This window comes from Spongiibacter sp. IMCC21906 (assembly GCF_001010805.1).
Taxonomy (GTDB): Bacteria; Pseudomonadota; Gammaproteobacteria; order Pseudomonadales; family Spongiibacteraceae; genus Spongiibacter.
The window spans coordinates 2675605-2696667 of sequence record NZ_CP011477.1; the positions used below are offsets into that span (position 1 = coordinate 2675605).

Annotated in this window: 17 protein-coding genes and 3 tRNA genes; 11 read left to right on the plus strand and 9 right to left on the minus strand. The window is 49.4% G+C overall.

Translation table 11 applies throughout. From position 1 onward, the window contains the following. Positions 1-293: 293 nt before the first annotated feature. A complete protein-coding gene (gene lptG, locus IMCC21906_RS12335; protein ID WP_047012423.1) occupies positions 294-1355 on the minus strand; it encodes an LPS export ABC transporter permease LptG in 1062 nt (353 codons plus the stop codon). Next, positions 1348-2460 carry an LPS export ABC transporter permease LptF gene (gene lptF, locus IMCC21906_RS12340; protein WP_047012424.1) on the minus strand — a complete coding sequence of 371 codons (1113 nt, stop codon included), beginning with the start codon at positions 2458-2460 and terminating at the stop codon, positions 1348-1350. The genes lptG and lptF overlap by 8 nt, the downstream gene beginning before the upstream one ends. A gap of 215 nt (positions 2461-2675) precedes the next feature. Here lptF and IMCC21906_RS12345 point away from each other — a divergent pair, with 215 nt between their 5' ends. The 5 genes from IMCC21906_RS12345 to IMCC21906_RS12365 all read left to right on the plus strand — a co-directional run bounded on the left by IMCC21906_RS12345 (position 2676) and on the right by IMCC21906_RS12365 (position 8473). Further along, positions 2676-4154: a leucyl aminopeptidase gene (locus IMCC21906_RS12345; RefSeq protein WP_047012425.1), complete on the plus strand. Its 1479-nt coding sequence runs from the start codon at positions 2676-2678 to the stop codon at positions 4152-4154. Between the two features lie 5 nt (positions 4155-4159). Beyond that, positions 4160-4579, plus strand: a complete 420-nt coding sequence (locus tag IMCC21906_RS12350; RefSeq protein ID WP_047012426.1) for a DNA polymerase III subunit chi — start codon at positions 4160-4162, stop codon at positions 4577-4579. A 3-nt stretch (positions 4580-4582) separates the two neighbouring features. Beyond that, entirely contained in the window at positions 4583-4999 is a 417-nt protein-coding gene (locus tag IMCC21906_RS12355; protein WP_047012427.1) for a hypothetical protein, read from the plus strand. A gap of 135 nt (positions 5000-5134) precedes the next feature. Further along, a complete protein-coding gene (locus tag IMCC21906_RS12360) occupies positions 5135-7990 on the plus strand; it encodes a valine--tRNA ligase (protein ID WP_047013400.1) in 2856 nt (951 codons plus the stop codon). A gap of 273 nt (positions 7991-8263) precedes the next feature. Next, positions 8264-8473, plus strand: a complete 210-nt coding sequence (locus IMCC21906_RS12365; RefSeq protein ID WP_047012428.1) for a cold-shock protein — start codon at positions 8264-8266, stop codon at positions 8471-8473. A gap of 55 nt (positions 8474-8528) precedes the next feature. On the opposite strand, the gene IMCC21906_RS12370 is transcribed toward IMCC21906_RS12365, so the two are convergent. Then, positions 8529-11093, minus strand: coding sequence for a PAS domain-containing sensor histidine kinase (locus tag IMCC21906_RS12370; RefSeq protein ID WP_047012429.1), 2565 nt, complete (start codon positions 11091-11093; stop codon positions 8529-8531). A gap of 713 nt (positions 11094-11806) precedes the next feature. Between IMCC21906_RS12370 and IMCC21906_RS16880 the strand changes: the two genes are divergently transcribed. After that, positions 11807-12031, plus strand: coding sequence for a cold-shock protein (locus IMCC21906_RS16880; protein ID WP_052763631.1), 225 nt, complete (start codon positions 11807-11809; stop codon positions 12029-12031). 19 nt (positions 12032-12050) lie between these two features. Here IMCC21906_RS16880 and IMCC21906_RS12380 read toward each other — a convergent pair whose 3' ends face one another. Next, positions 12051-12278, minus strand: a complete 228-nt coding sequence (locus tag IMCC21906_RS12380) for a SlyX family protein (protein ID WP_047012431.1) — start codon at positions 12276-12278, stop codon at positions 12051-12053. Between the two features lie 158 nt (positions 12279-12436). On the opposite strand from IMCC21906_RS12380, the gene IMCC21906_RS12385 reads away from it, so the two are divergent. After that, the gene (locus IMCC21906_RS12385) at positions 12437-12781 is read left to right on the plus strand and encodes a translation initiation factor Sui1 (protein WP_047012432.1); all 345 of its coding nucleotides are present in this window, start codon (positions 12437-12439) and stop codon (positions 12779-12781) included. A gap of 116 nt (positions 12782-12897) precedes the next feature. Here IMCC21906_RS12385 and IMCC21906_RS12390 read toward each other — a convergent pair whose 3' ends face one another. Beyond that, positions 12898-14184: a sigma-54 dependent transcriptional regulator gene (locus IMCC21906_RS12390; protein WP_047012433.1), complete on the minus strand. Its 1287-nt coding sequence runs from the start codon at positions 14182-14184 to the stop codon at positions 12898-12900. Between the two features lie 202 nt (positions 14185-14386). Here IMCC21906_RS12390 and gpt point away from each other — a divergent pair, with 202 nt between their 5' ends. Both gpt and IMCC21906_RS12400 read left to right on the plus strand, forming a co-directional pair. Beyond that, positions 14387-14851 (plus strand): xanthine phosphoribosyltransferase, encoded by a 465-nt coding sequence (gene gpt, locus IMCC21906_RS12395; protein WP_047012434.1) that lies wholly within the window; start codon positions 14387-14389, stop codon positions 14849-14851. 71 nt (positions 14852-14922) lie between these two features. After that, positions 14923-14999 (plus strand) — tRNA-Arg (locus tag IMCC21906_RS12400). Between the two features lie 858 nt (positions 15000-15857). Here the strand turns inward: IMCC21906_RS12400 and IMCC21906_RS12410 are convergent. Beyond that, positions 15858-15934: transfer RNA gene (locus tag IMCC21906_RS12410), tRNA-Asp, on the minus strand. 24 nt (positions 15935-15958) lie between these two features. Then, positions 15959-16034 (minus strand) — tRNA-Val (locus tag IMCC21906_RS12415). Between the two features lie 265 nt (positions 16035-16299). Here IMCC21906_RS12415 and queD point away from each other — a divergent pair. Both queD and IMCC21906_RS12425 read left to right on the plus strand, forming a co-directional pair. After that, a complete protein-coding gene (gene queD / locus IMCC21906_RS12420; RefSeq protein WP_047012436.1) occupies positions 16300-16662 on the plus strand; it encodes a 6-carboxytetrahydropterin synthase QueD in 363 nt (120 codons plus the stop codon). A 596-nt stretch (positions 16663-17258) separates the two neighbouring features. Continuing rightward, positions 17259-18659 carry an OprO/OprP family phosphate-selective porin gene (locus tag IMCC21906_RS12425; RefSeq protein WP_052763523.1) on the plus strand — a complete coding sequence of 467 codons (1401 nt, stop codon included), beginning with the start codon at positions 17259-17261 and terminating at the stop codon, positions 18657-18659. Positions 18660-18708: 49 nt separating this feature from the next. Here IMCC21906_RS12425 and IMCC21906_RS12430 read toward each other — a convergent pair whose 3' ends face one another. Together IMCC21906_RS12430 and IMCC21906_RS12435 are read right to left on the minus strand one after the other, a co-directional pair. Next, a complete protein-coding gene (locus tag IMCC21906_RS12430; protein WP_047012437.1) occupies positions 18709-20340 on the minus strand; it encodes a SulP family inorganic anion transporter in 1632 nt (543 codons plus the stop codon). Continuing rightward, positions 20337-21008 (minus strand): carbonic anhydrase, encoded by a 672-nt coding sequence (locus IMCC21906_RS12435; RefSeq protein ID WP_047012438.1) that lies wholly within the window; start codon positions 21006-21008, stop codon positions 20337-20339. Before IMCC21906_RS12435 ends, IMCC21906_RS12430 begins: the two co-directional genes overlap by 4 nt. Positions 21009-21063: the final 55 nt, after the last annotated feature.

Below are 21063 nucleotides of genomic sequence, written 5' to 3' on the forward strand. Positions count from 1 at the left end.
GATAAACAGGGCTTTATGCGAAGGAATCGTCATTGCAAAATTAGTAACAGCCCGTAGCCAGGCTGCTCAAGTCTTCAATACATCTGCGAAAGTTATGGCCTGTTTTAAAGTGCTAAGCCTAATTTAGCGCACTCTGCCGACAGACAAAGATGCTGTTCTAAATACCATTATGATCAGGCCTGCACGCCCTCCCCTTTAAAATTTATAACAGAGAGAAAAAGCCAGGCCTGGTCCCAATCATTTTGGACAACAAGCATTCGTCTTCGATGAAATTAATAAGTGATTCTTAGAGGTCAAGTCCGCCGCATTAACAACGCAATACCCGCAACAAAGCAGATGGCGATGGGCATAATGCTGGCGTATATCGGGTCGAAGCCATACACCAAACTGGAGGGGCCGAGAATATCCTGCAGGGTGCGAAACACCACACCCACCATGACACCAATAAACACCCGAAAACCCATGGTGACACTGCGCAACGGCCCAAAAATAAAAGAAATTGCGACCAATACCATACCGACAATGGTCAGGGGTTGGAGGACTTTATTCCAAAAGGCGAGGCGGTATTCTCCAGCATTTAAACCTTGTCGCTGCAGATAGTCAGCGTATTGCCATAAACCGCTGATTGATAAATCACTGGGTTCCAGCACCAGAATATTCAGCAGGGTTGGGGTTAGATCAGACGCCCATGAAGAGCTTGAGTGAAACTCTTGTAAGGCCCCTTCGTCGGTCAGGGTGACTTTGCGTGTATCTTCCAGCAACCAGCTACCGCCCAGATAACTGGCCCGCTCGGCAAAGGTACTACTGCGCAGACGGCGCTGATCATCAAACTCATAAATACTGACGCCATACAACACGCCATTGGCTTGCACCGCGTTAAAGTGCATAAAAGCATCGCCTTCCCGGTGCCACATGCCGTATTTGGAATGCAGGGATGAAGACTTTTGCAACGCCACCGCCCGCTGGCTTTCAGCAATTTGCTGGGCGGCAGGAGCAACAAATTGCGCAATTAATAAACCCGCAAAAGTAATCAATAACGTTGGTCGCATTATCGCCCAAATCAGGCGATTGGTTGACACCCCGGCAGCGCGCATGGCGACCAGCTCACTACTGCTCGCCAACATACCCAGCCCAGCCAAGCAGCCTACCAAGGCGGCAAAAGGCAAATATTCGTAAAGACTTCTGGGCACGTTGAGCAACACATAGCTCACCACCGATAAAAACTGGTAATCACCCCGAATCTCTTTGATCTCTTCAATCAAGGCTGACAAAACGTCAATGCCAACAATCACCGCGAGCACCAAGAAGATGGCCGAGGCAACGGTGGTACCAATATAGCGATTAATTTTATGCATTATTGCGTCTCCACCCCAGCCACCAATGTCGGGTCATGCTGTCCCAATACAGCAATACCAAGCCCAACAATAAAAACACCAGATGGATGACCCACATTCCGGGCATAGCCGGCCAATGACCTTTTGCAATGGCGTCACGGGCGGCGTTTAGGCTGACGAGGTAAATCATATACAGAACGAAGGCGGGAAACATTTTGCTATAGCGCCCACGTCGGTGATTGGTTTTACTGAGAGACACGGCAATTAACGCGGCAATAGGCACCAGTATCGCCAATGAAACCCGCCACTGTAAGGCGGCGATATCTTCTGGGTCGCTGGAACCCAGCAGTTCAACCGTATCCATGCCATCTAGCTCTTGGCGATAGGTTTTTTCTTCGGGATCGGTCAGTAATTGACGGAGCAAATCAAAACGGGTGACTTGATAATCCATAAAACCCGGTTCACCGATATACCGCACCCCGTTATCTAACACCAAATAACGCTGACCGGTTTTAGAGTCTACCTGAAAGCGGCCACTATCGGCGGTCATTAATGACACCAGACTGCGACCATCTTTCGCAAGCGGCTCTGGTTGAGCAACAAAAACGCCGCGCATGGATTGATCATCCCGGTTGGCACTTTCAATATAGGTGACCCGGCCGGTAGATTTATCGACCCGAAAGCGTCCTTCTACCGCAGCCTTCACACCGATATCGGCCTTACTTTTGGCCAATAAGTCCATATACGCCTGAATACCATTGGGCGTTATCGACAAACTGATCCACGCTACTATCGCAGCAACAAAGCCGGCGGGAATAAGAGTGTAGGCCAACAAGCGGCGGCGACTTATGCCACAAGTGCTCATCACGGTCATTTCACTATCGACGTATAAACGGCCGTAGGACAGCAAAATGCCTATAAATAAACCAAGGGGTAATACCACTTCCAAAAAATTGGGTAAGCGATACACCATCACCATAAACAAAACATCAGGAGCAAAATCGCCAGAGGCAACCTGGGCCAAATATTTTACAAAGCGACCGCTCATAATAATCAACAGTAGGGTAATGGTTACCGCCACCACCGATTTGAGCATCTCAACGGCCAGGTATCTGAAAAGAATCAAAAAGTGCCTCTCTCGGTCGGCTGTAGGCTTACAGTTTCACGGGCGAATAATACCCTTTACACTAGGAACTGTTAACAGGCTTAGATTCACGCCACCTATTAAGACAACCGTAGCATTGCTTCAATTGTCGAGGTGGTTAAGAATCACATGGCCGGTGTGGCTCAAAGAAACGTGCCGCATTATTACTAATGCATCTTCAGTCTGCGAGAGTCTCAATGCAAATAAGCCTTAAATCCTATAAAGATGTTGCTGCTATCCGTAGCGACTGCCTGATATTGACCACCGACGCCAAATTAAGTGACAGCGCAGCTAAAAAAATAGATGACGCCTGTGGCGGCGCACTGAGCAAAATTATTAAACGGGGTGAGTTTGCTGCCAAACTTGGTGACACCGCCTACTTACCCGTTTGCGACGGTATCAAAGCCGACCGCATTCTATTGATCGGCACTGGCGAAGCAGCAACGCTTAGCCCCGCTGATTTTGACAAAATGGTTACCGCGGGTATTCGCGCTTTAAACCAAAGCCGTTGCCAGGATGCCTGTTGGGTCAGCGAAGGCCTTGATGTTGCCGACAAAGAAGATCGCTGGCAGTGGCAACGCCTTGCCCAGTTACTCGAGCTGGCGTCTTATCGCTACACCAAAACTCTGAGCAAACCCAAGCCACCCATGACGCTCAAGCGATTGAGCATTGCTGCCAGTAATAATGCCGCTAACAAAGCCGCCGTTGCCCATGGCAGCGCCATTGCCAAAGGCACCAACGTTGCAAAAGAACTGGGCAACCTCCCCGCCAACATCTGCACACCCAGTTACTTAGCCACTCAAGCCAGAGCCTTGGGCCGACGTTTTGAAAACACCAGTGTGACCGTGTTGGATGAGAAAAAAATGCAGCAACTGGGCATGGGATCGTTACTTTCTGTTTCGGCTGGTAGCGATCAACCGGCTAAATTGATTGTGATCGAATACAACGGCGGCAAAAAAGGCGACGCGCCTCACGCCCTTGTCGGAAAAGGCATCACCTTTGATACCGGTGGCATCAGCCTTAAACCCGGTGCAAAAATGGACGAAATGAAATATGACATGTGTGGCGCAGCCAGCGTGATTGGCACCATGGAAGCTATTTGCCAAATTGCCCCTAAAGTTAATGTGGTGGCCGTGGTGGCCGCCGCAGAAAATATGCCCAGCGGCCGCGCCACCAAACCTGGTGATGTTGTCACCAGCATGTCTGGCCAAACCATTGAAGTGTTAAACACAGACGCCGAAGGTCGACTGGTATTGTGCGACGCGCTTACCTATGTCGGCAAATACAAACCCGCTTCTACCATTGATATCGCAACATTAACCGGTGCTTGCGTCGTGGCACTGGGCAAGCATGCTGCAGGTTTATTCAGCAATGACGACAGCTTTGCCGCAGAACTGCTGGCAGCCGGGCAGACCGCTCAAGATCGGGCTTGGCATATGCCACTATGGGACGATTACCAGCCCCAACTGGACAGCAACTTTGCCGACATCGCTAACATTGGTGGCCCTGAAGCAGGCAGTGTCACCGCGGCGTGCTTCTTGTCTCGCTTTACCAAAGATCAACGCTGGGCGCACTTGGATATTGCCGGTGCAGCGTGGAATGGCGGCGCCAACAAAGGCGCAACCGGCCGCCCCGTTGCCCTGCTCTGCCAGTATCTACTGAGCAAAGCGAGCTAAGGCAAATGACCAGGGTAGATTTTTATATCCTTGATAGCGCAGAGCCAGAAGACGCTCTGCGCTATGCCTGTCGTCTTACCGAAAAAGCCTACAAAAACGGCCATCAACTTTGCTTGCAAACCAGTGACGCAAATCAGAGCAACGTGTTAGATACACTCTTGTGGGGGCACCGGCCAGAATCCTTTATTCCCCATAGCCAGAGCGATAATGACGAATCTGTACTGATTCAACACAATGGCGAAGTGGGCGCACACCATGACGTTATGGTAAATCTTGGCCGCGAAGTCCCCGCTGCATTCAGCCGTTTTAAACGACTGGCAGAAATTGTTTGCCAGGAGCCAAGCTTACTGACAGCCTCACGAGAACGTTATGCCTTTTATCAGCAACGAGGCTACCCCCTACACACCCACCGCATAAAGGTCTAACTCTTGTTTAAGCGCTCCCACCACAAAGAAGATCAAATAAAACGGGACGAGCTGCTGAACGAGCTGCAATCCCTAAAGTCGCTGCTGCGTGAGAAAACCAGCATCGACTCCAGCATGATTCCGGTGCTGAACGACATCATCGACGAAGCTGAAACTGGGGCCGAAACTGAAGAAAGGCATGAGCTAGACACCCTGGCCCCCAAAGCTTCGTCACCCGATCCCGATAACATTGACCGGGAAATTTTTATTCAAGAAGTGATAGACAGCATGATCCCGCAGGTAGAGGCCGAGCTACGTCGCCGGATGTTAAATCTCGACGACCAGACCCTTGCCAACTGGTACCAGCACACGCCAAACCCCAATCTCAGCGACCCAAACCAAGCGATTAATGACATCGACCCTCCCTCCAGCAAGGAATAACGCCTCGCCTTTGCCCTGCCCCGGCAAAAATCAGTATACTTGACGGCTTTTTTCGACCACACAGTACGCCGCCTGCGGGTTATACTGCCCGACGCACTGCTGCCAGACCGACACAAATTAATTATTTGGATTTCCATGGACAAAACCTATCAGCCCGCCGATTTAGAACAAAAGTGGTACAAACATTGGGAAGAGAGTGGATTTTTCTCGCCCCAAGGCGAAAAAGCGCCTTATAGCATTATGATTCCGCCTCCCAATGTCACCGGCAGCCTGCACATGGGCCATGCATTCCAAGACTCCATCATGGACGCCCTCACCCGCTACCAGCGTATGAAGGGCCACAAAACCCTCTGGCAAGTCGGCACCGATCACGCCGGTATCGCGACTCAAATGGTAGTAGAACGTAAACTGGCTGCCGAAACCCAACAGACACGTCACGACCTTGGCAGAGAAACCTTTCTGGATAAAGTCTGGGAATGGAAAGAGCAATCTGGCGGCACCATTACCAGCCAACTTCGCCGCTTGGGCGCGTCGGTAGACTGGAATCATGAACGCTTCACCATGGACGATGGCTTTTACAAAGCCGTGCAAGAAGTCTTTGTTCGTCTTTACGATGACAAGCTGATCTATCGTGGCAAACGTTTAGTAAACTGGGATCCCAAGCTGCACACCGCCATCTCAGATCTGGAAGTTGAAAACACCGACGAACAGGGCAGCATGTGGCATTTCCGCTACCCGCTGGCCGATGGTGCCACCACCGCCGACGGCAAAAACTACTTGGTTGTGGCCACCACTCGCCCCGAAACCATGCTGGGTGATACCGCCGTTGCCGTAAACCCCAAAGACGAGCGTTATGCGTCACTGGTGGGGAAATCGATTTCGTTACCCATTGTTGGCCGCCGCATTCCCATCGTTGCCGACGATTATGTAGATAGAGAATTTGGCACCGGCTGCGTCAAAATCACCCCGGCCCACGACTTTAACGACTACGCGGTGGGCCAGCGCCATAAGCTGCCAATGATTAACGTCATGGACCAGAACGCCGCCATTAGGGACATTGCTGAGGTTTTTAATAGCGACAGCAGCGTCAACAACGATATTGATGCCGCCATGCCCAGCGCGCTGGCAGGACTGGACCGCTACCAAGCCCGCGAAGCGATCGTGGCAGATTTTAAATCTCAAGGGCTGTTGGAAAAAATAGACCCCCATGCATTAAAGGTCCCTCGCGGTGATCGTTCGGGCCTGGTAATCGAGCCCTTGCTGACGGATCAATGGTTTGTGTCTACCGCCACCCTCGCCAAACCCGCTATCGAAGCGGTGGAAGATGGCCGAATTCAGTTTGTGCCCAAGCAATACGAGAATATGTACTTCAGCTGGATGCGAGATATCCAAGACTGGTGTATTTCTCGCCAGCTTTGGTGGGGCCACCGCATACCCGCTTGGTACGACGCCGACGGCAACATCTACGTTGCCAGAAATGAAGCTGAAGCCCGGCAAAAATATGCCCTGGCAGCCGACTTGGCACTGCATCAAGATGAAGACGTGTTGGACACCTGGTTCAGCTCAGCACTCTGGACCTTTGGCACCTTGGGCTGGCCAGAACAGACCGAGCGCCTCAAAACCTTCCACCCCACCGATGTACTGGTGACCGGTTTCGACATTATCTTTTTCTGGGTTGCCCGCATGATCATGATGACCATGCACCTGATAAAAGACGACGAAGGCAAGCCTCACGTGCCCTTTAAAACCGTCTACGTCACTGGCCTGATCCGCGATGAACAAGGCCAAAAAATGTCCAAGTCCAAGGGCAATGTCTTGGACCCATTAGACATGATTGATGGCATTGAGCTGGATTCCCTGTTGGAAAAACGCACCGGCAATTTGATGCAGCCCCAACTGGCAGAAAAAATTGGCAAAGCCACCGCCAAAGCGTTTCCCGACGGCATCAATGCCCACGGCACCGATGCCCTGCGTTTTACCCTTTACTCCCTGGCTTCCACGGGTCGCGATATCAACTGGGATATGAAGCGCCTGGAAGGCTATCGTAATTTCTGTAACAAGCTCTGGAACGCCGCCCGTTATGTGTTGATGAACACCGAAGACGAAGATTGCGGCAATAACGGCGAAGCCGTCAGCCTCAGTTTGGCGGATCGTTGGATACGCTCGCGACTAGACGAAACCATTGCCAGTGTCGACAAAGCGATGAGCGCCTACCGCTTTGACCACGCCTCGCAGGCGATTTATGAATTTATCTGGAATGAATACTGCGACTGGTATCTGGAGTTATCTAAACCCGTACTCTGGGATGACAATGCCAGCGCCGAAGCTAAGCGCGGCACGAGGCAAACCCTGATTCAGGTTTTGGAAGCCACCCTCCGCCTGGCCCACCCATTTATGCCCTTTATCACCGAAGAAATTTGGCAACGCGCCGCAGCTATTGCCGGTCTTGGTGGCGACACTATTATGCTTCAGGCCTTGCCCGAGGCGTCAGCCGACAATATCGATGCAGAGGCCATGGCCGATGTCGAATGGCTTAAAGGCTTGATTCTCGCTGTGCGAAATATTCGCGGCGAAATGAACGTGCCGCCGGGAAAATCACTGGACATACTGCTAAAAAATGCCAGCACCCAAGACCGTCAACGTCTACAGGATAATCAGCAATTTCTGACCAAGCTAGCCAAACTGAGCAGCGTGACCGTAGTAGAAGCTGGCGAGGCGACACCCCTGTCCGCCACTCAACTAATGGGGGAGCTGGAAATTTTAGTCCCCATGGCTGATCTCATCGACAAGACTGCCGAGCTGGCACGTCTGGAAAAAGAAAAGCAAAAGCTGGAAAAAGATGTTCAGCGTCTACAAGGCAAACTCAGCAATGAAGGCTTTCTGGCGAAAGCCCCCGCCAATGTAGTGGACAAAGAAAAAGAAAAACTTGCGGCCCAAGTCAGTGCAATCGACAAGCTCAGTGAGCAAATTGAGACCATAAAAGCCTTATAAGCTCGCATTTTAGCAAACTGTCACACGAGTGGCGTGGACAAAACCACGCTACTCGTTATAGTAGTGGTATTAAAAAGGGCTAACCGCCACCACTACAGTGATCGTAGATATGGACTCATCCCCCCGCAAGACAACGCGCACCGCCCCCTCTTTTACAATTTTTTTCAATTTTTGCAGTCCAATAACGCCGGCTCGGCCCGTTGGTTGCATCCTACTGCCCACATAATGTTGCCCTGAGTTAATTTTGAATCTCTACTTTGGAGTGAGTTAGTAATGAGTGAACGCGCCACCGGGACTGTTAAATGGTTCAATAACGCCAAAGGATTTGGCTTTATTACTCGTAACGAAGGGGAGGATGTTTTCGTACATTTTCGCTCTATTCGCGGCGATGGTTACCGCACCCTGGACGAGGGCCAAGCGGTAGAATTCAGCATGGTAGAGGGCCCAAAAGGGCTGCAAGCTGAAGACGTTATAAAGCTATAAGCTGCACGTTACTACCACAACAGCCTGCGGGCCGCCAAACTCATTGAGCCGCCCTTCACGCTTTTATAAATGCTTTTTGCTGCAGGCTGTCTAATAACGCCCTTGCCAATAACGGGTGGGTAAAGACCTTCGTCTTATCCACCCCGCCGCGCCATTCCCCCTTGGGTCGCGGCAACAACACAATCAGCCTGTCTACCTCGTCAGGTTTGCAAAGCACGCCGCCATCACTGATCAACGTTACATTTTCTGCCAATTCCCTTTCTGCCAATTCCTTTTGAATAATGTGTGCCGATCCTCGCCACCGCAAACACGGGTAGCCAGCATGTTTAAGAATGGCAGTTACAGATTGTTGTATTAATTCGTTTTGAATGTCCACGAACACCACCTCATCACGAACCTCTGACGATGGTGGCTGTTTAGGCAAGCTGACTGGCACTGAAACCTTGGCCTCGGTAAACTGACCGGGCTGACTGTTAAACTGAATATCACCGTCCATCAATTGCAAGAGCTTGGCGCATATCGCCAAACCTAAACCGTTGCCTCCAAACTTTCTGCCATAACCACTATCTCCCTGAGCAAACGCTTTAAACAAATTTTTATGCTGATGCACATCAATTCCAATTCCGTTGTCCCAGACAGCAAAAATCAGCCTCCCTGCCTTAGCTTCCTGAAATGAAATCGACCACTTCACAATCCCGTGGGGTTTACTGCCTTGAGAAAATTTTAAGGCGTTATCCAACAATTTGATAACCACCTGACGCAGCCGTAACGGGTCACCGTATACGACCCTCGGCAACCCACCGGCAGGAATAAAATGCAGCTGTTGTGCGCGCCCCGCCAAACGAGGAATATAGTGTTGAAGAATATCGTCCAGCCAGACCATGACGTCAAACGGCTGACACTGCAACTCGACGGCACCGTTTTGCAGGGCTGAATAATCAAGCAAATCATCTAATACCGTTAAAAGATTAGAGGAAGAATCTTGTATCACTTTTACCATTAACTGCTGATCGGCAGTTAATGAACTCTTCAGCAACATTTCAGACATTCCCATTAAGCCATTCATGGGCGTCCGGACTTCGTGTCCTAGCACCTCCAGCAATGCCGAATTATTCGCTGACAGGGGATTCAAACCGGCATCACTCTGGCTTTGCAACAAGGTCTCAAGCCGTCGATTAAGCTGAAAAACCTCCTGCTCTTTGCGCTTAATACCAGTGACATCGGAGTGGGTTCCCACCACTCGTATCACCCGCCCCTCTGCATTGCGCTCCACACTTGCCCGACAGATCACGTCGAGCAAGTGACCATCCCGATGCCGAAGATGATGATCAAAGCGAAACAAATTTCGACGACTGGCAAAGAATGCCTTGATTGCCGCCCTAAATTCACTTTTTTCCGCCTCAGGAATCACCTTTTCAAACATGTCCTTCTCATCACTAGAGATTGCCTCAGCGCCAAAGCCGAGCATCTCTTTCCATGTCTGACTAAAATACGTTTGTTTAGTATTTAAGTCCCAGTCCCACATGCCATCACGGGTCGCCCAAACCGCCATTTCAAAGCGTTTTTGACTTACATTAAGCTGCTGATACAGACGGCTTTGCTCCGCCTGATCTCGAATACTCAGCAAGAAAAATTGGCGCTCCCCCAGCATTACCGCGCTTAATTTCAATTCGACAGGCACATCATTTCCAAGATGGTCAGCCAGAACAAACTCCCTGGCAACATCATCGGAAAGCACACCATTAACAACAGGCATCAGAAAGTGCTGGAACCGGCCAAGGAACCGCGTTGGCAGCAAAGAGTACAGCTGCTCGCCACGCAGGGATTCAGGAGAGTAGCCTAACAAGGGTAAAATTGACTGACTCGCCCGAACAACACGCGCATCTTGTGATAACAACAAACACGGTTCAGGAAAGTCTAAAAACAATTGCTCGGCATCATTTTTCAACACCTCCACTTCTTGAGCCAATGAAAAATACCGCCAAGCGACGAGTATCAATATGATAATTGGCGCAAGTAATATGAGCAGAAGCACTGCGCTATTGAGGTAAAAATTACGTTCAGTGTTAAGCAGATTGTCAGTTTCAATCCCCAGTTTGCTTGCACTGATAATCTGGCGACGATGCACCCCTTGCAGCAAACCCAATAAAACCTGGCGGTCCACTTCTGGAGAAAACGGTAAACTTCTCCCTATCACCTTACTGTTTAGGCCAACATATAATTCTAAAAGCTGGTGTAAATCATTGATCAGAGCCTTCGCATCCGGATCTGGCCATAATCGCAGTGAAGGACGGGCAAGCTGTCGCTGGGCATCCCGCATACGTAATGTCAACGCAACAAAATTTTGCTCACCGGACCGAAGGGCATGCTCATCCAGTATCGCGCCCCGCTGCAACAGCTTATCCAGTTCCAACAAGGTGTTTTCACGCTCAATGTAGCTTTGTACAGCCGCCTCTCTGCTGAGTAACTGCCGATTCCAGCGCGCCTCGTGTTGCCAACTATGAAACACCAACACCAAAACACAGCCAAGTAAAAACAACAGCGTAATCGATATAAAAATGCGAATATGCTTAACTCGCTGGGGACGGGGATCAAAGAAAAAGGATTTGGGCTGTGGCATATTTGCGTGGCCTGAAAACCAAAGCGCGCAGCAGAATGAGCGGCTACCATTCCTTAGTCGCAACGGCGGGAATCAATGAATAGCGTGAAGCTTCTCCCAGAGCGTATGGCAAGCGTCACTTTTCATACGGGGATAATCATAATTATTCTCGTTAAGACCTATCCAAGCCATGCGTATTTTCACCTACCCAGCCTCAGATCAGCCAAAACGCTACTTCTGCAATAAAAATAGCGCAGCCAGACTGCCGAACAATGATCACGCTATATTGGCCGCTAACTGGCCGTGGCAAGCAGCAATAAATGACTACGGGTTCTCAACACTTCGTTCACTCTTCCTGACGGATCGCTGAGTGAGACGGCAGTTTGATTTGGAGGAAAATGCGTCGCGACCTTAGCGGCGACTAATGCTACAATCTGCGCCGGGTAGATTTTATTTCTAAAAAATCAAGGTTTTAACGCTTAATAAGGTACTCCGAAGGCACGTCGTGCGAGGGTTTGGCACCACGCGCATATCGGATTTTCCAGATTGTCGTATGGATGGTTATGTTACTGATACTTAGATTACTTTTTATTGCTTTACTCAGTGCGCTGAATATTTTTGCGCTTTACGCTTATGGCTACAATGTCTTACAGGCAGCCCCTATTGCAACGGTGGTCATTTTGACCATGGTGGCGGTAATACTCGCTCCATTTATTCCCTTGGTAGCAGAAAAAATGCGCAGCCAAAAGGAACGTGGTGTAGTGAAATGGTTTAACGTGAGCAAAGGCTACGGCTTTATCACCCGGGAAGATGGCGGCGGCGATGTATTCGTACACTTTCGTTCAATTCGTGGTCGCGGCAAAGATCGTCGCAGCTTGAACGAAGGCCAGCAAGTTGAGTTTGTTTTGACTCAAGGCGACAAAGGCCCACAAGCCGAAGAAGTTTCCATTCTTTCTTAGTCAGACCGGAATGACCTCCTCAGTAATGGGGAGGTCGTTCAATCGCTACAGCGTTTTCACCTTGGGATTCTGACATTGAATCTGCCAGCTTATGGTAACTGTCTCGCAGCGCTAAAAGCATACGCTTAAGCTGTAAAAGCTCCTTATCCTGTTCCGCAACCCGATGATTCAACGCCGCCAACAAGTCTTCTTGATATGCAACCTGGGTTTGCAGTTCTACCACTTGTGCCTGAAGATCAGCGCTCATCGTTTACTTCCTCAACATCATAATTCAATAGTAAGCCATGCAGGCTACCGGCAAGGACGCGATTATAATACCTATAGAGGGCGAAGACCTTTGCATAAGCTGGAATTTTGTACACTAGCGATGAAAAAGCCCTTCTGTAGCGAATAAAGGAGACACGCATGTCACGATTAGTTTACTCCACCCAGCAGGGCCGCCTGTGCCCCGAGTGCGAACATCCCGTGGAAAACTGTCAGTGCAAGAAAAAGCAATTCACCCCTGAAGGCGATGGTATCGTCCGAATACGCAGAGAAACAAAAGGCCGTAAAGGCAAAGGGGTCAGTATCGTTTCTGGCTTGTTACTCAACGAAGATGAACTGAAGTCTCTAGCTAAAGAGCTAAAGCGTAAACTGAGTAGTGGCGGCAACATTAAAGACGGTGAAATCGAGTTTCAAGGCGACCACCGGGACAAAATCAAAGCGGTACTAGAAGGCAAAGGCTTTACCGTAAAGCTCGCAGGGGGTTAATTCGGATTAGTTCAGGCACGAGTCCTTACCAGCGGTGCTCAGCGCCTTTTTAAGCCATATCAACGCTCCCTATCTAAAAACTTAAGGAGCACAGGCCCTGCTTTAACAAAAAAGAGCTAGCGATTGGGAATATCCAGCTTGCGCATCTTTTCTATTAAGGTCGTGCGCCGCAGTCCCAAATGCCCTGCCGTACGACTCACCACGCCATGGTGAACAGATAAAGCTTCAGAAATCAGCGTTTTCTCCATTTCCTGCATTTTCAACTTTAAGTCCAAAGGCTGTTCGGCCGAGATTATCGATACCGGTGCAGTTGTTGCCACATCAAGGTCTGGCCGGTATTTCTCGGGTAAATCCGCAACCCCCACCAAGGCGTCCGCATGCATAATTAAAAGCCGTTCAAGCAAATTAGCCAGTTCGCGAATATTGCCAGACCAACTTGCCTGGCTCAGCGCCGCTATTGCTGCGGGGGTCAACCGCAACAAGCCCAAGCCTTCCGCCTCTAGCTGCACTACAATTCTATTAATCAACAACGGAATATCTTCCCGGCGCGCATCTAAAGCGGGAACCTCAATGGGGAAAACATTTAACCGGTAGTACAGGTCTTCTCGAAAATCGCCACTGCCAATCATCGCCTCAAGGTCACGATGGGTAGCGGCCACGATTCTAACGTCCGCCTCTTGGCTCACACTCGAACCCACCCGCTCAAAACGGCGTTCTTGTATTACTCGCAGGATCTTCACCTGCATATCCAGCGGCATATCACCAATTTCATCAAGGAACAGCGTACCTCCCGCCGCCAATTCAAAACGACCTGCACGACTAGAAATAGCGCCAGTAAACGCGCCTTTTTCATGGCCAAACAGTTCACTTTCTAACAGCTCGCGAGGAATAGCGCCGCAATTTACCGGCACAAAAGGACCATTACACCTAGGAGAAAGCCGATGAAGATTGCGTGCAACCAATTCTTTGCCCGCCCCCGATGGGCCCGTGATTAATACCGTGACCGATTTGTCCGCAACCCGGTGCAACATACTTCGCAAATGTATTATTGCCAGGCTGCTACCCACCAAACCATCATCAACAGAGTCATCTACCGACTCGGGGCCACGATGCTGCACCCTAGCCAATACGTCAAGTAACGACTGATATGGCAGGGTCTCGGGAATCTGCAAAGGAATAACGCCACTAGCAACAACGGCAGAAGGTGAATCAAGCATCTCGATAATCGGAGTGCTCGACGGAAGCCTCGCCAGCACCGAGTGCTGCGACACCGCGTCACCGGCCTTTATAACTGCATCCACATCTCCAGACGCCGTTGAATGCACAACGGTTTCGCCCAAACTTTCTAACACCGCAGACAAACGAAGGGCAACGGGGTCATCGGCAAGGATTAGAATTTTCACAGCAGCGCGCCTTTATTCACTCCATGCGCTCAAAAATAGTCGCATCGAGTACGGTAAATGACGAAATTTTGACACAAAAGCTACGCCACCACCAAGAATAAAAGATTACGTCATTATTTCGACAGTACGCCTAACGCCAACTTGCCCGATCGCCGTGGTTCCTGCACAATTCGGCCGTCTTTGATTACCCCGGAAAACCGCCATGCTCGACACACCACCTATTTACTACCTAAGCTGGGATGAGTTTCATCGGGATACCCGAAGCCTAGCAAAACAGCTAGCGTCGACCCCATGGAAAGGCATTATCTGCATCGCCAGAGGTGGGCTGGTGCCCGGCGCCATCTTGGCCAGGGAACTCAATCTTCGCTTGGTAGACACCCTCTGCATCGCCAGCTACGACCACGACAAACAAGGCGAAATCAGCATACTGAAAAGTATTGAAAGCGATGGTGAAGGCTATCTATTAGTAGATGATTTGGTGGACTCGGGCAAAACCGCCGAGATTGCCAAGCAAATGCTACCGAAGGCCTGCTTTGTCACCGTGTATGCCAAACCTAAAGCCAAAGCACTGGCTGATATCTATGTCAAAGAATTCTCTCAAGACACCTGGATCCATTTCCCGTGGGATATTCAATACAGCTACAGTGCCCCCCTGGTAGGTGGCTAACCCTTTACTCTGCACAAGTTTTTGATTAACGCGAAGCAAGACTATAGAATCCCCGCCCGAACAATGTTTTCGCCCCGGTGGCACAGCTGGATAGCGCGGCCCCCTCCTAAGGGGCAGGTCAGAGGTTCAAATCCTCTCCGGGGCACCACTTTAGAACACCCAGCCTATGCTGGGTGTTCAAATATTGGGCCGAGCACATTTTTCACGACACCACCTCGAAAGTCGTTACCCACATTAATAGTCAATAACTGACCGTTGCCCCCATAACCAACAATTAATGTAGCTCACTCCCATACTGTGACCCGACTCCCATTATCTATAAGTCTTTTAGAAAAGACTGGATAGTATCGTTAGATACTGACTAAAGTAATAAACTGCTTTTTATTGCCAACAGAACATAATTGGCGCACAAACTGCACAGACAATGAAAATTTCCAGCACGGACCGATGGTAATTTAACAAGTCGAAGGATAATTTAGAAATTACCCAGAGGTTAGTGATGCAAGCTCTTGCCCTACTTTTTAATACTTTTGCCGCCTTGCTACGATGGACTGGAAATCTAAGTATTATCTTAGCCATTGCCTACAGCATATACTTCCAACTCATTAATAGCGTAGCTGTCGCCACTATTACGATAGCAGCACTGTGTAGCTTATTATTTTGTATCCACTTGGCATCCAGTACGCTCCAAAACATCGCTAATGCTACTGCCGCGATTCATATCAGGCATTAACTGAAAACCCTCACTCAGGATCACCCAGAAAACCAATCCGGCAACATAAGGACAGCAAGGCCAATTAGTGTCAGGATGAACGAGACAAGGCGATAAAAATATTGGGGGGGGGGGGGAAGACAGAAGAAGGCAAGAGAACTAACCACCTGTCAATGCAACAAGTAGAAACTTCTTAAAAGCGCATATAGAAATATGCAGGAAAATTAAGCGTCTAGAATAGTATTTAGACTTAGGAGGTCAAATTTTAATTCGTTGAATAATCAACTAGGAATATGGCGGACCGGACGGGACTCGAACCCGCGACCTCCGGCGTGACAGGCCGGCATTCTAACCAACTGAACTACCGGTCCGCATACTTCCTAACACTCGAATTTTGGTGGGTGATGACGGGATCGAACCGCCGACCCTCTGCTTGTAAGGCAGATGCTCTCCCAGCTGAGCTAATCACCCTCTCTCGTTCGAGTGAGGCGCATTCTACAGTAACCACCCGCCTTGTCAAACACTAGGAGACGTTTTTTTTAAATTTTTGTGAATTTCCTATCTTGCTGATTTTGTTCATTATTTAACCACCCGCAAGAATCAATAGGCTCGAGTAAAATGGCACCTTATAATTGCCCAGTACTTCGCGCTGTACACAGCTGTGATGGCTGATTAACATTAGCGCCATCCTCCAGATCACCACCAACGATTACCGTTATATTTAAGAGACTTAACCTTGGAAATTTACAAAGAATTCACCTTTGAAGCAGCTCATCGCCTTCCCAACCTGCCAGAAAATCATAAATGTCGACGGCTACATGGGCATAGTTTTGTCGTGCGGCTTTACGTCAGCGGTGAAATTGACACCCATACCGGATGGTTAATGGACTTTTCCGATATCAAAGTCGCTTTTGCTCCTATCTACGATCAACTCGACCATTACTACCTCAACGACATTCCAGGTCTAGAAAACCCCACCAGCGAAATTATAGCCCAATGGGTCTGGCAACAAACCAAACCTAGATTACCTGCCCTATCCGGGGTCGAAATAAGAGAAACCTGCACCAGCGGGTGTCTCTATCGCGGTCCAAACCTATAAACCTCAGCACCAGTGTTGGGCGCAACGTGCTCAAGAGCGACTTGTCGGTGAATTTCAGTAACAGGTTACACAAGTCAAGTCTTGACGTAACACTTATTCACAGATATAGCCCTAAAAGGTAAAACAGCCACCTTAGGCACGACACATCAACACCATTATCATAATAATTATGTAAGTATATGAATTTATTGAATTTTAATAAAATGACTAAAATTTGAACAATTTGTTACACCCCTGATAAGCTCTCTGTTAGCTGGACAAACTGACAACTTGTCCACCAAGTTACCCACAGATATTGTGGACAACATTTTGTAACTTTAAGCAAATCGTTATACCCCGCATCTTTAGGCTTAGTGAGTGCTGCACACATTTGCAATTGATCACTACTGCACAAATTCAAGTTATTTTTCATCGCGATGCACCAAGCTGATTGTCACTAAAAAGTCACAAATAACTTTATTGTCATATTAGTGTCATGTATCTGTCACACAATGGCGCCCGGTTCTGAAACACCGCTGTGTCAACGTAGCTTTAATAGCACTAAAACGTACGACCTGAATCGAACACCTACAACTGCACCAACGAATGAGGGAGCCATGATTAAAAACCCCGCGATGAAACGAGTTCAACCACGACAGATTCTTGCCGCCGCGATTTTAGCCGCTACAAGCTCCTTGGCTGCCGCCGATCCTGCCCATTTACAACTGTATGTAGATAGCAACAGCAAGCAGGTATTTACCGAGCCCGGTCCCGGCAGAGTCAAACTGGGCACATTTCAGGCGGTTGAATCGCAACCAAGCACCAATGCCGCAAGTTTAAAGATGGGTAAAAAAGGCCTGGAAATAAGTTCTGCTAAAGGCGATTTTAAAATGTCGATAGGGGGGCGCATTCATATGGATGCCAGCACCCATACCAATGACAGCCTCATTGAGAAAAGCTCAGGCGACCCAGTCGAAGCGACTTCAGGTAGCAGCATTCGTCGTGGACGCATTGCGCTAAAAGGCGTGTTGTACAAGGACTATCAATTTATTCTGGAAACCGATTTCGCCGGAGACAGTGTCTCCATGAAGGATGCAATGGTCACCTACACCGGTGTGAAAGCTTACGAGCTGACCGTGGGTAACCAAAAACATGCCGTCAGCATGGAAATCCAAGAAAGCTCCAATGACATTATGTTTATTGAACGCTCACTATTATCCGCTCTCACGACGCCACATTTTGATCGAGCCATGGGCATCAATCTAAAAACCAAAGGTGACGACTGGTCGCTGCAGGGCGGTATTTACGGTGATGCTATTTCGTCTTCAGGTGATGGTGCAGATGAAGGCGGCGGCTGGGGTGTCCGTGGCACTATCGCCCCCATTAACGAAGCGAACAAGCTTATTCATTTAGGTGCTAGCCTTGGCCAGCGGCAAGCAAACGACAATAACAAGCTGAGCAACAGTAAAACGCCCCGGGCACGTTATGAGACCACCGCTATTTCTGACCTGTACCTGACGAACACCGGTAGCATTGATGGCTTTGAGGATATTAGCTTCGTCGGAGTTGAAGCAGCAGCCATGCATGGACCATTTTCAATTCAAAGTGAATACGGCCAAACCAGCATCAATCGTGACGTCGGCCGCAACCTCAGCTTTGACGCATATTACGTGCAAATGGCATGGACACTAACTGGCGAAACACGTCGGTATAAAGGCTCAGACGGCGAATTTAAGGGACTCAAGCCCGGCAAGGTATTTGATCCTGACCAAGGAAAATGGGGCGCCTGGGAGCTAGCCATACGGCTAGACGAATTGAGTTTAAATGATGTGGACGTAGTCGGCGGTGAACAAAAACGCCTGACCCTGAATCTAAACTGGTATTTAAACGACAATCTACGGATTTTGATGGGATATAGCCGTGCCTACGACGTGGAAGACTCACCGCTAATGCAAATAGGTGGCGATGAACCTGATAATGTAGACGTATTTATGATCCGCACGCAATTGGCGTTTTAAGTGCAACAAGCACTCCCCGCCCTTATTGGCTGGGGAGTGTTACGCTACATTAATAGGTTGGAAGCCCCGAACCTAACTCGGCATCATGCTGCTTAGAAAGATGCTCGGTCGCGGCCTTTAATGCATCCAATCTAGTTGTGAATGACGCATCTCCCGGCAAACCACCGTTCATGTTCTTCAATGTGTTAGTCACTGAAGTATTCATACCAACCAGATACAGGTGCTTACCGCTGCTTAGCGCGTCTGCCGCGATATTTTCTACTGCCATCACCGCCGACACATCCAAATAAGGGACGCTGGTAAAATCCAGAACCAGAATCCTGCTGCCCGGTTCACAATGCTCTCTTACCCTATGCCCCAAATCTGCCGCAGCACCAAAGCTTAAGGGGCCAGAAAAGTCGAACAACATCACCGCATCACCAGCGTCATTTAGCAACGCCTTCTCTTCAGGCGAATCTAAATGCTCTGGACGATAGCGCAGGTTTTCAATTTGCAGCTGCGCCACCTGTCTTACAAAGCTCAACGCCGCTAACACGACACCCGCAGCCACAGCTGTAATCAGGTCCACAAATACCGTCAGCCCCAATACCATTACCATCAACAGCAAGTCCCAACGGGGACCTTGGTGAGCGCGCTTCAAGTAATTCCAGTCAACGATATCCAGCCCGACTTTAACCAGAATACCCGCCAGTACAGCAAGGGGGATATTGGCGGCCAACGGTCCCAGACCTAACACAATAGCCAGCAACAAAAGAGCATGCACAGCACCAGAGGCACGAGTTTTACCGCCAGAACGGATATTCACAACCGTACGCATTGTTGCACCGGCACCGGCGATCCCACCAAATAAACCAGAGAAGGTATTACCAATACCCTGGCCAATCAGTTCACGATTACTGTTGTGGCGGGTGCGCGTCATATTATCTGCCACCAATGAGGTCAACAAACTATCTATCGCCCCCAGCAAGGCCAGAATCAATGCCGCTTCTATGACCAAAAACAACTGACTTTGCTCTGGCATAACGGGCAGGTGCAGACTGGGCAAACCACTGGGGATATCACCCAGCACCGGCACATCCAACACGCCATAGGCCAACAGACCACCGACAACTAGGGCTGCCAATGGCGCAGGCACATATTTACCCACCGACGCAGGCCAAAAATACACAAGCGCCAAAGAACCTAAGCCCAATAATAAATTGGCAACATGGATATCCCCCAAGGCCGTAGGCAAATGGCCGAGTGCTCCAAGAGTACCGCTTGGCGATTCATGCCCCAGTAGCGGACTGAGCTGCAAAATAATGATAATGACACCGATCCCGCTCATAAAGCCGGAAATAACCGGGTAAGGCACCAAGCGAATGTAAGCACCTAAGCCCAATATGCCAAACACCACCTGAAAAAGCCCCGCCAGCACTATCGCGGTAAAAATTAGACTCGCATCGCCAGACAAGCTGGCGAAAAGGCCAGCCAAAACCACAACCATGGGCCCCGTTGGCCCAGAAATTTGTGATGCAGTGCCACCGAATACGGCAGCAAAAAAGCCGACAAAAATAGCCCCATATAAACCGGCCATCGGTCCCAGTCCGGATGCAACACCTAAGGCCAAAGCCAGTGGCAGTGCGACAACACCGGCGGTAATACCGCCGGTGAGATCACCCCGAAGATGATCTAATTTCATACTGCGTCTCCATTGGCCACAGCGTTCAAGCTCTGATCCATAAACTTGCGATAACGTTCATCCATCACTTCAAACTGACCGCTCTCTTCATTGAAGCACAGCACCTCACCACTACCGATGTTGTATACCCAGCCATGCAGAGTAAGTCGGCCATTGGCAAGTTTTGCAGCAACCGAAGGATGCGTTCTAAGATGCTGAAGTTGTAGCAGCACATTCTCTTGCGTGACTTCGTCTAAATGCTCATGGCTTATTTCACCACGCCGCTCTTTAACGACTGCCGTTGCTGCACTGCAATGTCCCAACCACTCGCGAACATGGGGCATTTCGTCCAGTTTCTCAGGCGCAATTGCACCCTTGACCGCGCCGCAGTCCGTGTGACCGCAGACCACAATATGGGAAACACCCAAGCCTGCCACTGCAAATTCTATCGATGCGGTCATACCACCCGTTTGATTTGTTCGAGGTGGCACAACATTGCCGGCATTACGACAAATAAATAGCTCCCCTGGCTGAGTCTGCGTTACCAAACTGGGATCAACCCGGGAATCAGAGCAAGTAATAAACAACACTTCTGGGCTTTGCCCACCAGCTAATTTTTGAAAATCAGCCTTTTTATCAGGAAAAACGTCCTTCTGAAATTTCGCAACCCCTGAAATAATCTGCTCCATAACTGCGTCCTCATTTTGCTTAGAATATGAAGTAAGAGAAAATTATCGGTTGATA